The organism is Halomonas sp. KG2, from assembly GCA_030440445.1.
Taxonomy (GTDB): domain Bacteria; phylum Pseudomonadota; class Gammaproteobacteria; order Pseudomonadales; family Halomonadaceae; genus Vreelandella.
The window spans coordinates 632,525-646,488 of the sequence record CP098528.1 but is presented as its reverse complement, the minus strand read 5'-3'; the positions used below and the strand labels follow the sequence as shown (position 1 = coordinate 646,488).

Genomic DNA, 13,964 nt, shown 5'->3' with positions numbered 1-13,964 from the left:
TTAGCGCATTCCTTTACGTTGCGAGTGCCATAGCAGCAGGCAGCCAAGCGCCAAAAACAGCCCGTGTACCGGCCAAACCCCCAGCGCAACTTCCAGCGCGCCCTTACCGACCGCATCCACCGCGGCCAATAGCAGGCTTAAATAAGCGACGTAAAGAAAAACGGCAGGCAGTAGTTTGGCAAACCGTCCCTGACGTGGGTTTACTCTGGAAAGCGGCTGAGCTAGTAATGCCAAAACAAACACCATTAACGGCAACCCCGCTCGCCACTGAAATTGCGCTTGGGCACGAGGACTGGGGTCGTTCCATAGTTCAGTCGTGGTCGCGTACTCTAAGGCATCCAGCTCTTGTCGATTTCGACTCAAGCCCAGGCGCAATGTGTAGCGCTCAAACGTTAACCGCTCGGCAGCCTGTTTACCTGGCGTTACGCCATAGCGCTCGCCATCCTCCAGCACGAGAAAACGGCTGCCGGTTTCCATACTGGTTTCTTGATAACCAGAACCAGCCCGGGTCACGTAGCTATGAGTCTTTTCCGCCCCAGCCACGGGCTGCTCATGAACCAGCACTTCCTGCATTTCAGTGCCATCGCTGCTGAAATCGCTGATGTAAGCGGTACGTCCTCCACCAAAATCCTGGAAACGCCCGGGTGCCAGTACTGACACATCCAATCGACTGCGCTGCTCTTCAAGCGTGGCCTCAGTTTGTAACGCGCCCGCCGGTGTTAGCCACAAACTACACAGCCCCACCAGCATCGCCACGACCGAAGCAGGCAGCAGCGTTACTCGCAACAGCCGCATAGGGCTCATACCACAAGCCACCATCACGGTAATTTCACTGTTCATATAAAGCTGACCATAGGCCAGCAATATTCCCAGGAAAAAAGATAGCGGTAGAATCAGTTCCATGAATCCTGGCAGGTGAAAAACCATCAGGCTGCCTAAGATAGTGACTGGAATGTCACCCTCTGCCGCATCAGAGAAATAGCGAATAAAACGGCTACCCATGATGACCAGTAGCAAAATCCCAGCCACCGCTGACATCGTCAGTAATACTTCGCGAGTTAAGTACCGAAATAAAATCAACGCACTCTCCGGCTAGTAGCGCAGGTTGCAATGCAATGCGCCCATGGCTTGGGTACACTAATCTAACTGCTATCAAAAACCTGTTATTAAAAACCGATTATCAAAAACCCAAGTAACGGGGCATTATCCCGAAACACTCGATGCTTGTCTTGTTGGAGACGTCATGGAATTTTCCGTTCAGACCGCGAACCCAGCCAAAGCCGAAACGGCTTGCCTCGTTTTGCCTGTCTTTAAAGGTAGCAACCTATTGCCCGCCGTTGCCAAATTAGACGATGCGAGCGAGCGGCTAATTGGCCAGTTGCTTGACCGTGGCGACTTTGATGCCTCGCTGGGCAATGTGCAGCTTGTCCCCTTTGCGCCTGGCCTGGGCGCCGAACGTTTATTGCTTGTTGGCCTGGGCGAACGTGCCAAATGCCAGGAAGCAGCGTTTATCAAAGCCTTAGACGCCGCCATGGCAGCGTTAACCAAACTGCCAATTGATGAAGCTAGCGCTACGTTTACAGACGTTCCTCTAGAGGATCGCGACACTGCTTGGAAAGCTCGTAAAACACTCGAAGCGGCGGAGCGCGCTGTTTATCGCTTTGACCAGTTCAAATCATCACCCGCAAAAGCTCCCAGCCTGACCAAGCTGAACCTGATTGTCAGCGATGCCGACGAAGCACCGATGGCCAAACAAGGGGCTTCACTGGGCACCGCCATTGGCCAAGGTATCAACGTCACCCGCACCTTAGGTAACTTGCCGGGTAATGTCTGCACACCTCGTTATCTTGCCGAGCAAGCCGAGCAGTTAGGCCGTGATTCCCAAGGCGCCCTTGAGGTTGACATCTTAGATGAAGAGGCGCTGGAAGCGCTGGGCGCTGGTTCACTGCTGTCTGTTGGGCGCGGTAGTCAAGAGCCGACACGCCTGATCGTGATGAAATACCAGGGTGCGGAAAACCCTGGAGAAGCGCCCCATGTGCTCGTGGGCAAAGGCATTACCTTCGATACCGGTGGTATTTCGTTGAAGCCCGGCGAAGGCATGGATGAAATGAAGTTCGACATGGGCGGTGCGGCGAGCGTATTCGGCACCGTAAAAGCAGTGCTCGCCATAAAACCCAAGCTAAATGTGGTGTTTATTGTTGCCGCTGCTGAAAACATGCCTGACGGTGCGGCCACCAAACCCGGCGACATTATCACAACCCTGAAAGGATTGACGGTTGAAGTGCTCAACACCGATGCCGAAGGCCGCTTGGTGCTGTGCGATGCGCTTACCTACGCAGAGCGCTTTACCCCGGCCAGCGTGGTTGATATTGCCACCCTCACTGGCGCGGTCATTATCGGCCTAGGCCATCACGCAACGGGGCTGCTTTCCAACGATGACGATCTGGCACTTGACCTGTTGGACGCTGGCGAAGCGGCTTGGGATCGTGCTTGGCATCTGCCGCTATGGGATGAATATCAGGAACAGCTAGATTCCAACTTCGCCGACTTGGCCAATATTGGTGGCCGCCCGGCAGGCACCATTACGGCAGCGTGTTTCCTGTCGCGCTTTGCCGATCACTTCCCCTGGGCACATCTGGATATCGCTGGCACCGCCTGGCACTCCGGCAAGCAAAAAGGCGCTACCGGCCGCCCGGTTGGGCTACTAACCCAGTACTTGCTTGATCGTGAGGCCGATGCACAAGTAGAAAATAGCGACGGTTAACACCACAATCAGGCGATCAACGGTTGCCATTCGTTGACGTAAACGTTACATCTAAGGGCATTAGCGTGCGTGCTGTTTTCAGGACGCACGCTACACCATATAAACACTAACTCTTGCCCTTCGGGGCCAGGCTATAGCGGAGAGAATACGCCGTGCCCACAGCTTCAGACACCCAACTTGAATCACATTTTGAAATACTGCCGTCCAACCAACCGATGGCCGATGAGATTCGTAACAGCATTCTGCAAAACCCAGGTTTTGGTAAGTATTTCACTGACCACATGGCCCATGTCCGCTGGACAGTCGACGCCGACTGGCACGGCCACCAAGTACGCCCTTATGGTCCATTAACCCTCGACCCAGCGGCCTCGGTGTTGCACTACGGTCAGGAAATTTTCGAAGGAGTTAAAGCTTACCGTCATGCTGATGGCTCCATCTGGACGTTCCGCCCAGAGAAAAACGCCGAGCGTTTCCGCCGTAGCGCTCGGCGTTTGGCACTTCCGGAGCTTTCCGATGAAGATTTCATCGGTTCGCTGAAAGCGCTGCTGGCCCAAGACCATGCCTGGGTTCCCACACCTTCCAGCGATACCGACGAGTGCAGCCTCTATCTGCGTCCGTTTATGATTGCTTCGGAAGCTTTCTTAGGCGTACGTGCGGCTCACGAAGTAGATTACTACGTGATTGCCTCCCCTGCCGCGGCCTACTTCAAAGGTGGCCTTAAGCCAGTTTCCATTTGGCTCTCTTCCCACTACAAGCGCGCAGCTCCTGGCGGTACCGGCTTTGCCAAGTGTGGCGGTAACTACGCGGCATCGTTGGCAGCGCAACAAGAAGCCACGGCCAACGGTTGCGGCCAGGTCGCGTTTTTGGATGCTGCCGAAAACAAGTGGCTCGAAGAGCTGGGCGGTATGAACCTGTTCTTCGTCTATAAGGATGGGCGTCTGGTAACTCCTCGACTAACCGATACCATTTTGGAAGGCGTTACCCGCAACTCTGTGCTTACTCTGGCAAAAGAGGCTGGTTTAACACCGGAAGAGCGCGCCATCAGCATTGACGAATGGCGCGAAGGTGCAGCATCTGGCGAGATTACCGAAGTGTTCGCCTGCGGCACAGCCGCGGTCATTACCCCGATTGGCGAATTGGTCACCGAAAACGAACGTATTCGCTTACAGGGCGATGGCAGCAACGACATTGCCATGCGCCTGCGCAAAAAACTGCTCGACATACAGTATGGCCACAGCGAAGACAAACACGGCTGGCTCACCCGGTTGGTATAAAACAGTCGGATTAAATCGGCTGGTATGACCCAGAGCTTCGTCGCCGCACAACGGAGGCGAAGCTTTTAAGCGTGTTAACACCGCTGGAGCCTTTGATGGCACGTATCGATTTTTATATTCTTCCTGACACGACCCTGGAAGCGCGCCTCCAGTTTGCTTGCAAGCTAGCAGAAACCATCCACCGCAAAGGCTATCGGTTGCACCTGCACTGCGAAGATAAAGCCCTGGCCGAACAGGCCGACGAGGCCCTTTGGCAGTTCCGTGAAGATGCCTACCTACCCCACGCGTTGGAAGACAGCGACATGGCCGCCAGCGTGCCGATAACGCTTGGCTGGCAGCAACTTCCGGTGCCAACGCAAGAAACCGCACTACTGAACTTGCACCCTGACATTCCCGACGGCGTGGAACGCTACGCCCGCATTGCCGAAATTATCAACCAGCACCAGCAGGTACTGGTCGCCAAACGCGCCTGCTGGCAGCGCTATAAAGAAATGGGCCATGAAGTGGTGCCGCACAAGTTGCGGTAATGGCTGAGATAGTTGGTAAAAAAGTACGATCAAAATCAAAATCAGGTTGAGCAAGTAACCCATATGGCCATCAAGAAATCCGAACTTTACTCCTCCCTCTGGGCCTCCTGCGATGAGCTGCGCGGGGGAATGGACGCGTCCCAGTACAAGGACTACGTCCTGTTTATGCTGTTTATCAAGTACATTTCGGATAAGTACGCCGATTCGGACGACTTTGCCCCGCCGGTAGTCATCCCCAAGGGCGCCAGCTTCAAGGATATGATTCAACTCAAGGGCAAGAGCGACATTGGCGACAAGATCAACACCCAGATCATTCAGCCTTTGATCGAGAACAACTCCCGGCTGGCGCGCAGCGACTTCCCGGATTTCAACGACCCTAACAAGCTGGGCGAAGGCCAGGCGATGATCGATCGCCTCACCAACCTGATTGGCATTTTCCAGAAACCAGAATTGGATTTTGCCAAAAACCGCGCCGAACACGATGATATTCTTGGCGATGCCTACGAATACCTGATGCGCCACTTTGCCAGTGAAAGCGGTAAGAGCAAGGGCCAGTTCTACACCCCCTCGGAAGTGAGCCGGGTCATCTCCCAGGTGATCGGCATTTCCCCGAAAACCGCCGTGGCTGCCACCACCGCTTATGATCCAACATGCGGGTCGGGCTCGCTATTGCTCAAGGTCGCTGCAGAAGCGGGCAAATACATTACCCTGGAAGGGCAGGAAAAGGATGTGACCACCGCCGGTCTCGCCCGCATGAACATGATCCTGCATAACTTTCCCAGCGCCAACATTCTGCAGGGCGATACGTTAGCTAACCCAAAATTCAAGAGTGACACCGGACAAGACCTGCGCACCTACGATTATGTCGTGGCCAATCCGCCCTTTTCCGACAAGGCTTGGAGTACCGGCTTAACGCCGGATGACGACGAGTTTCAGCGCTTCAACTGGGGCGTACCGCCTGCCAAGCAAGGCGACTACGCCTACTTGCTGCACATCATCCGCTCCATGAACAGCACCGGTAAGGGCGCGGTGATTTTGCCCCACGGTGTACTCTTCCGGGGCAACGCCGAGGCCGTCATCCGCAAGCAACTGGTGCGCTCCGGCATTCTCAAAGGCATCATCGGCTTGCCCGCCAACCTCTTCTACGGCACCGGCATCCCCGCCTGCATCCTGGTGCTGGACAAGGACAATGCCCAGGGAAGGAAAGGCATCTTTATGATTGATGCCTCAAAAGGCTTTATCAAAGACGGCAATAAAAACCGCCTACGCGAGCAGGACATCCACCGCATGGTGGACTCTTTCAAAAAGCAGGTAGATGTGTCGCGCTATGCCCGCATGGTCCCCTTTGATGAAATCGCCGACCTCAAAAACGATTTCAACCTCAATCTTCCGCGCTACATTGATACCAGCGAGCCAGAAGATCAGCATGACATTCACTCCCACCTAAACGGCGGCATTCCTTTACGGGATATCGACGGCGACCCGCACGCCATTCCACCGGTGCAAGGTTTGGCTGCCTACTGGCAGGTATTTCCGCAGTTGCGCCAAACCCTATTTCGGCCCAACCGCCGTCCAGGCTACGCCGACCCGGCAATAGATGCTAAGGCCATCAAACCCGCCATTCTGGACCACCAAGAGTTCGCCGCCTTTCGCCAAGAGGTAATCGGCCTATTCAACGGCTGGCGTGAGCGTAATACGCCGCGCCTGAGAGCTTTCGGCGTAGACGGCCAACCCAAGGCGCTTATCACCGAAGTGGGCGAAGATCTGCTCGACAGTTTCCGCCACGCGCCGTTGTTGGATCCTTACGATATTTACCAGCATCTGATGGACTATTGGTACGAGACACTGCAAGACGATGCCTACGAAATCGCCGCCGACGGCTGGGTGGCCAAAACACGACGCATCAAGGAAGAGATCACCAGCGGCAAGAAAAAAGCCAGCTCAAAGATAAAGGCTGGACGTGCGATCTACTGCCCAAGCCTTACATCGTCGCGCACTACTTCGCCGACCAACAGGCCGAGCTCGATGCGTTGCAAACCGAGCTGGACACCCTCGCCAGCCAGATTACCGAGCTGGAAGAAGAGCACGGCGGCGAAGACGGCGCTTTTGCCGAGCTGGATAAAATCAACAAGGGCGAAGTCACCAAGCGCCTGAAAGAGATCAAGAAAGACCCCGACTACGCTGATGAGGCCACTGTCCTCAAGCAGTGGAGCGAACTGGAAAAGCGCCAAAGCGAACTAAAAAAGCGAATCAAGGAACAAGACGCCGAACTAGACCAGCTCGCCCATGACAAATACCCAGAACTCACCGAAGCCGAAATCAAAACCCTAGTCGTCGACCACAAATGGCTCACCGCTCTTGAAGCCACCGTGCAGGGCGAGCTGGAACGCGTCTCCCAAACTCTCACCAGCCGCGTGCGCCAATTATCAGAACGCTACGCCACGCCCCTGCCGCAACTCACCCAGCGGGTGGAAGTGCTTTCAGCCAAGGTGGATGAGCATCTGAAAAAGATGGGAGTCGAGTGGGCATGAGCAGCGAAGCAATGGAAGTGCAAGAAGCATCACCGAAGTATGGCTTCACGGCAGCCAAGCCTGCGTTGCCTGTTGGGTATAAGCAGACTGAGGTTGGGGTTATTCCGGAGGATTGGGAGACCTCCTCAGTAGGTTACGAATTCACCATTCAGCTCGGTAAAATGCTTGACTCGGAGCGAAATACTGGAGTGAGAAAGCCATATCTTGGCAACCGTGCTGTGCAATGGGATCAGATTGACATTAGCGATCTTGCAACTGTCCCGATGTCTCAAGGTGATCTTAAAAAATTTCGTCTCAAAAAGGGCGATATTCTAGTTTGTGAAGGCGGAGAAGTAGGAAGAGCCGCGATTTGGAATAGTCCTTTAAGCGAATGCTACTATCAAAAGGCGCTTCACAGGCTTAGGCCACTTAAAGGATTTAACAGTAAGCTTATGGTTGCCATCCTTCGTCGTTGGGCTGACAAGGGTGTATTGAAAAACTATGTAACCCAAACGAGTATCGCTCATCTTCCGCGTGACAAGTTTCTAACTATTCCTATTCCGGTTCCGCCGAGAGAAGAACAACGCGCCATCGCCACCGCTCTAAGCAACGTAGACGCCCTGCTGGAAGAACTGGACCGCCTGATCGCCAAAAAGCGCGATATCAAACAAGCCATCATGCAACAACTCCTCACCGGCCAAACCCGCCTACCGGGGTTTGAGGAGGAGTGGGAGACAGTGCGAGCTGGTGATATAGGGCGGTTTCGAGGAGGTAGCGGATTCCCGACAAGATTCCAAGGAGTCTCTTCTGGCGCATACCCCTTTTTCAAAGTTTCAGATATGAACAATGAAGGCAACAGTACTTTTATGGAGTCAGCTAATCATTGCATCTCTGAGCCGGTGCGCAAGCAGATTGGCGCCGTCGTGTTTCCATCTGGAGCGATTGTCTTTGCCAAAGTTGGTGCGGCAGTTTTTTTAGAACGCAAAAAGATACTAACCAAGCCTAGCTGCATAGATAACAACATGGCAGGGTATATTGTAAATACTGAAAGAGTGGATGTGCGATTTATCTATTATGCATTACTCCGTAAAGCTCTTGGTGATTTGGTCTCGACAACAGCATTGCCCTCGCTAAATGGCTCCGCACTTTCAGCTATGGAGTTCCATCTTCCTCAGTTAGAAGAACAGATAGCCATCGCGAGAGCTCTTTCAGATATTGATGCCGAACTGCAAATGCAGGAGCAACGCCGAGCTAAAACTGCCGCTCTCAAACAAGCAATGATGCAGGAGCTTCTAACAGGAAGAACAAGACTAACAACACAGGGAGAGGAAGGTGCGGAATGAATGAACGCGTCCATATCTATTGCGACGAATCCTGCCATTTGGAGAACGACCACCACTCGGCAATGGTGCTAGGAGCAGTTTCCTGCCCTGCGGCCAAACGCAAACAAATCGGCAGAGTCATTAAAGCGTTAAAAAAACATCACAGCATTCTGCCTACTCGGGAAATTAAATGGACTCACGTATCTCCGTCCACGCTCGGATTTTATAGAGACCTGATCTCTCTGTTTTTCGATGAGCCAGCGCTAGGCTTTCGAGGAGTAGTGGTTCCAGATAAGCAGAAACTTGAACATGCTAAGTTCGATCAAAATCACGATGATTTTTATTACAAAATGTGGTGGTTGCTGCTGACAAGAATGATCAACGACCAGCATGTCTTCCGGATATTCGTGGACATCAAGGATATACATAGCAACGTTAAATTAAAAAAAGTACACGACGTGCTATGTAACGCCCATTATGACTTTAATAATCAGCGAATTGAGAGCATTGAGGCGGTACGCTCTCACGATGTACTGTTGGTTCAGATGGCGGATGTTTTGGCAGGCGTAATTTCCCATCATGCTCGTGGTATTGAGTGCAGCCAAGCAAAACAATCGTTAATCCAGCATGTTAAAGATCGAAGCGGTTTATCACTGACACAATCCACACCACCTGGCGCTCGTAAATTCAATCTGTTTGTTTGGCGTGCCCAGGAGGCTGCATGAGCGAGCCACCCGCACTCTTGCTGATCGAAGGGGATTGGCAATCGTACGAGGAAGCGATTTACGAGGCCTTTCTGGAAAGCTTTGTCAGGCCTGATGTGACTTTTCGAGGATGCAATGTATCTGCTCCCTATCGACCCGAGAGCCGAGGCAAGCACTTCAGCTTCTGGCACGTAATTTCTGAGGCACCCCATCCTGGCAATCGAAACGAGGAAGAGAGAGTACCAGACCTCCGGCGCTGCGAAAGAATCCGATGGATTACTTGGGCCATTCAGGGCGCTGATGCTGAGCAAGACGGTATCAGTTGGTGGGAAAACCAACGTGGACGGGACACCCATGTGGTCATTTGGGCAGAGGAGTGGGATTTCGCGGTGATTCTCGGCAAGCGACGAGATTACTATGTACTGAAAACCGCCTACTCTAACCTTAGATCAAGCCGCATCAGTGCTTTCGAGAAAGAGCGAGATGCTTTTTGGCGCAATCAAAAAGACTGAAGCCCCGCAACATTTCTGCTGCAGGGCTTCGTATGCTCCTTCCGCATCAGGCGGATGAGTGACTGTGAGAATAAGAGCGATATGGCAAATTGTCAAGTCGGCTTTTAAAGGTGGCAAGGGGCTCAAACCGCATCAAAATCAACAAAAAAGCATATAAAACAAAGAATTATTTACACCCTGCGAACGAAAAAGTTCAGCGCGGTGATCTTGCGGCCGGAAGCAGAGTGGCCCGGGAAAGTGACCGACCAAGTCACTCCACCAGTCACTCCACCAGTCACTCCACCAGTGGAGAGGTTGCTGGGACTGTTGGCAGAAGAAGGTGAACTCTCGAATGCTAGCCTCAGGGAACACCTAAAACTCAAGGATCGTACTCATGTGCGCAAGCACTATATCGATCCGGCTCTGGAGCAGGGGTTAATTGAGTATACGATCCCAGACAAACCTAATAGCCGCCTACAAAAATACCGCCTAACGGCCGCTGGCCAAGCATGGCTTCAACAACAAAACAACAAGGGATAATTCATGGCTGTAAACCCTCGCCCAGAACGTGAAACCCAGCACCGCGTAGTAACGCTGTTTACTCAGTCTGAGAAAGACGGTGGGCTAGGCTATCAATACCTGGGTGACTGGAGCAAACGGGGGAATAACCGCGCTATAGAGCCCGCGCTGCTGCGCGCCAGCCTGCAGGCGCGAGGTTACTCGGACGCCCATATCGCACAGGCCCTACAAAAGCTGGAAGCCGCCGCCGATGTTACTGGGGTGGGGCTCTACCAGGCCAATATGCGCACCTACAGCCTGCTGCGCTACCCGGTAAAAGTGCTTCTTTCACCTGGTAAGCCCCATGAAGATGTGCACTTGATCGACTGGGAGCACCCCGAAAACAACGATTTCGCGCTGGCCGAGGAAGTCACCCTCAAGGGCGGACATGAGCGGCGGCCTGATATTGTGCTTTACCTTAACGGTTTGGCGGTGGCAGTCATTGAACTCAAGCGCAGCTCGGTAGAGGCCGCTGACGGCGTTCGTCAGTTGATAACCAACCAAGAGCCGCTGTTCAACGAGGCGTTTTTCAGCACCTCGCAGTTGCTGTTGGCGGGCAGCGATTCCCAGGGCCTGCGTTATGGCACTACCGGCACCCCGGAGCAGTTCTTTGTTCAATGGAAGAACGAGGAGCGCTCAGAGGAAATTAGCCCAGGTACACTGCTGGATCTGCCACTGGCGCAACTCTGCTGCAAGGAGCGGTTGCTGGATGTAATGCGTAACTTCGTGATCTTCGATGCCGGGCAGAAAAAGGTACCGCGCCCGCACCAGTACTTCGGGATCAAGGCAGCACAGGTCCGGGTAGCCAAGCGCGAAGGCGGCGTGATCTGGCACACCCAGGGCAGAGGTAAGAGCATCCTAATGGTGCTACTGGCCAAATGGCTACTGGAGCATGATCCAGAGGGGCGCATTCTGGTGGTGACCGACCGGGATGAGTTGGATCAGCAGATTGTCGGCGTCATGCGCAACGCTGGCGTGGTGGGCGAAGACGCGCCCTCCCCACGCATAAACTCCCGCGCCCAGTTTGTCGAAAAGTTGAGCGCCAGCACGCCCCGCCTACTGTGCGCCCTGGTGCATAAGTTTGACCCATCTGACTTTAAAGGCGAGCCACCGCAGGTTCAGGGGCGCTTTTATGTGTTCGTGGACGAGTGCCACCGCACCCAAGGTGGCCACCTGAACAAACAGATGAAGCGCTGGCTGGCGGATGCCATTTTTATCGGCTTTACCGGTACGCCCCTGCTGCGCAAAGACAAACAGACTACCCGCGAGGTGTTCGGCACTTACATTCATACCTATAAGTTTCCCGAGGCGGTAGCCGATAAAGTCGTTTTGGATTTGAAATATGAAGCTCGGGATGTGCCCCAGCGACTAACTTCACAAGAAGCCGTGGATGCTTGGTTTGAGCACGCCACCAAGAACCTGAATAACTATCAAAAGGCAATCTTGCGCAACAAGTGGGCGACGTTGGAACACCTGATGAGTGCTAAGGAGCGTAAGGAACGCATCATTGCCAATATCATTGAGGATTTTAGCCGCAAGCCGCGCCTAAACAACCACCGAGGCACTGCCATGCTGGTGGCAGCCTCGATCTATGATGCCTGCCATTATTTTCGACTATTTCACAACACGTATTTTGGCAAATACTGCGGAATCATCACGTCCTTCGATCCCAACCACAACGCCATCTCTCGCGAATCGGAACACAGTGGTGAGCGCTATAAGTTTGATACCTACAAGCAGTATGTCTTGAAAGATGGCCAGTCCACCCAGCAATACGAAAATGAATTGAAACGCCGCTTCAAGGAAGAACCGGCCAATTGCAAACTGTTGATCGTGGTAAGCAAACTACTCACCGGCTTTGACGCACCCACCTGCACCTATATTTACCTGGATAACGAACTGCACGATCACAACCTGTTCCAAGCTATCTGCCGCACGAATCGTCTGGATGGCGACGACAAGGACTATGGCCATATTGTCGATTTCAAGCAGCTGTTCGGTGATGTGCAGAACGCCATCGCGGTCTATAGCTCGGACGAGCTGGATCTTGATGACGGCGGTGCGGCTGAGAACAATATCGAACTGAAAGATTGGCTGAAAGAAGGACGTGAGACACTGGACACTGCCCGCGAGGCACTCCACTACCTCTGCGACCCGGTACCGCCCCCCAAAGATATCGAACAGCATATCCACTATTTCTGTGGAGAGGCCTACAACCCCGAGGCGCTAGACAACACGGAGACGCTGCGGATTTCATTTTACAAGGCAGTCACCAGCTGTGTGCGCGCTTTTGCCAACATCAGCCAGCACATGAACGAAGCGGGCTATTCCGAGAGCGACATACAGCGGCTGAACGACGAAGTGGCGTTCTACAGCGAAGTGCGCGACGCCATTAAACGCCATTCCGGTGAAGAGCTGGATATCAAGCCCTTTGAAGCGGACATGCGCCACCTCATCAACACCTATATTCAGGCTGATCCTGCAAGCAATATGGGCGCGGTGGATTCCTACTCGCTGGTGGAGCTGATTGTAAACACTGGTATTCATGATGCGATTGCCCAGAAGCTCAATGCCAAAGGTAAGCTTTCGAACAATGCGGTGGCAGAAGGCATCATCAACAATGTGCGCAAAACCATTATCCGCGAACAGTTGACCGACCCACGCTTTTACGAAGAAATGTCGACGCTGCTAAACGACTTAATCGCAGAGTGGCGTTCTGAGACGGCGTCTTACAAGGAGTTTCTGGAGCGTGCCGAAGAACTCGCCAAAAAAATGAGCGCAGGACAAGCGTCAAATGAGCTGCCAAGCGTACTGAAAGATAAGCCTGAAGCCGTGGTACTGTTCAGAAACTTGCCCCATCTGGCACCTGAATCGGTCGATGATAAGGAACTGGCCGAAAAGCCGCCGCAATACATAGACCCCTGGGCTCAGCTGGCGCTTCGCCTTGATGCCACCATGCGTGAGCAAGTGCCCGCACACTGGAAGGGCGATGAGGTTAAGGAGCGACAAGTGCTTAACGTGCTCTACCCGCTGCTTAATCGCAACAGCGACGCTACCGAAGCGGTGTTTGACCTGATCAAAAATATGAACGGCTACGCATGATCGAAACTATCGAACTCGGCGATATCCACATAGCCGTTACCCGCAAGGCGGTGCGCAATGTTCACCTATCCGTTCATCCACCGGAAGGCCGGGTGACGTTAGTGGCGCCTGACAACACACGTCTTGAGGTGGCCCGCGCCTATGCGATTTCAAAACTGGGCTGGATTCGCAGTCAGCAGTCCAAGCTCCAGCTGCAGGATAGGGAAACGCCCCGAAAATTTATTAAGCGAGAGAGTCACTATCTCTGGGGCCGCCGTTATTTGTTGAACGTCGAAGAGAAAGAAGCCCGCCCCAACATCAAGCTCGACCACAAACGTATCACGCTAAGGGTTCGGCCCGATAGCAGCCCCGAAAAACGCGCTCAAGTCATGCATGAGTGGCACAAACGCCTGCTCCACGAGGCAGTACCGCCACTGATCCTGCGATGGGAATCGAAGTTGGGAGTCACCGTCAACCGCTACTATCTTCAGCGCATGAAAACCAAATGGGGTAGCTGTAACCACCGAGCGGGCAACATCCGAATAAATACCGAGCTGGTAAAAAAGCCCAGAGACCTACTGGAATATATCATCGTCCACGAAATGGCCCACCTGATTGAGCCGACTCACAATGAGCGCTTTATCTCTCTACTGGATCAACATTACCCCGTTTGGCGCGAGGCTCGAGATGAACTGAATGCCCTACCTTTGGCAGCAGAGGTCTGGTGAAATGC

At 53.4% G+C, this 13,964-nt stretch carries 11 protein-coding genes; 10 read left to right on the top strand and 1 reads right to left on the bottom strand.

Annotation, left to right across the window (positions count from 1 at the left end; genetic code table 11):
* Positions 1-1,080, bottom strand: coding sequence for an LPS export ABC transporter permease LptF (lptF, locus tag NDQ72_03125; protein ID WKD28948.1), 1,080 nt, complete (start codon positions 1,078-1,080; stop codon positions 1-3).
* Between the two features lie 163 nt (positions 1,081-1,243).
* Here lptF and NDQ72_03120 point away from each other — a divergent pair, with 163 nt between their 5' ends.
* The 10 genes from NDQ72_03120 (at position 1,244) to NDQ72_03075 (ending at position 13,959) form a co-directional block, all read left to right on the top strand.
* Complete coding sequence (locus NDQ72_03120) at positions 1,244-2,764, top strand: leucyl aminopeptidase (protein WKD28947.1); 1,521 nt, start codon at positions 1,244-1,246, stop codon at positions 2,762-2,764.
* A gap of 152 nt (positions 2,765-2,916) precedes the next feature.
* Positions 2,917-4,038, top strand: a complete 1,122-nt coding sequence (locus tag NDQ72_03115; protein WKD28946.1) for a branched-chain amino acid aminotransferase — start codon at positions 2,917-2,919, stop codon at positions 4,036-4,038.
* Between the two features lie 95 nt (positions 4,039-4,133).
* Positions 4,134-4,565, top strand: a complete 432-nt coding sequence (locus NDQ72_03110) for a DNA polymerase III subunit chi (protein ID WKD28945.1) — start codon at positions 4,134-4,136, stop codon at positions 4,563-4,565.
* Between the two features lie 63 nt (positions 4,566-4,628).
* Positions 4,629-6,719 (top strand): type I restriction-modification system subunit M, encoded by a 2,091-nt coding sequence (locus NDQ72_03105; protein WKD28944.1) that lies wholly within the window; start codon positions 4,629-4,631, stop codon positions 6,717-6,719.
* Between the two features lie 373 nt (positions 6,720-7,092).
* The gene (locus NDQ72_03100) at positions 7,093-8,418 is read left to right on the top strand and encodes a restriction endonuclease subunit S (protein ID WKD28943.1); all 1,326 of its coding nucleotides are present in this window, start codon (positions 7,093-7,095) and stop codon (positions 8,416-8,418) included.
* On the top strand, positions 8,415-9,122 hold the full coding sequence (locus NDQ72_03095; protein WKD28942.1) for a DUF3800 domain-containing protein: 708 nt from the start codon (positions 8,415-8,417) through the stop codon (positions 9,120-9,122). The genes NDQ72_03100 and NDQ72_03095 overlap by 4 nt, the downstream gene beginning before the upstream one ends.
* Complete coding sequence (locus tag NDQ72_03090) at positions 9,119-9,613, top strand: hypothetical protein (GenBank protein ID WKD28941.1); 495 nt, start codon at positions 9,119-9,121, stop codon at positions 9,611-9,613. The genes NDQ72_03095 and NDQ72_03090 overlap by 4 nt, the downstream gene beginning before the upstream one ends.
* Before the next feature lie 207 nt (positions 9,614-9,820).
* Positions 9,821-10,132: a hypothetical protein gene (locus NDQ72_03085; GenBank protein WKD28940.1), complete on the top strand. Its 312-nt coding sequence runs from the start codon at positions 9,821-9,823 to the stop codon at positions 10,130-10,132.
* Positions 10,133-10,135: 3 nt separating this feature from the next.
* Positions 10,136-13,252 carry a type I restriction endonuclease subunit R gene (locus NDQ72_03080; GenBank protein WKD28939.1) on the top strand — a complete coding sequence of 1,039 codons (3,117 nt, stop codon included), beginning with the start codon at positions 10,136-10,138 and terminating at the stop codon, positions 13,250-13,252.
* Positions 13,249-13,959 carry a M48 family metallopeptidase gene (locus NDQ72_03075; protein ID WKD28938.1) on the top strand — a complete coding sequence of 237 codons (711 nt, stop codon included), beginning with the start codon at positions 13,249-13,251 and terminating at the stop codon, positions 13,957-13,959. Before NDQ72_03080 ends, NDQ72_03075 begins: the two co-directional genes overlap by 4 nt.
* The last annotated feature ends 5 nt before the right edge of the window (positions 13,960-13,964 follow it).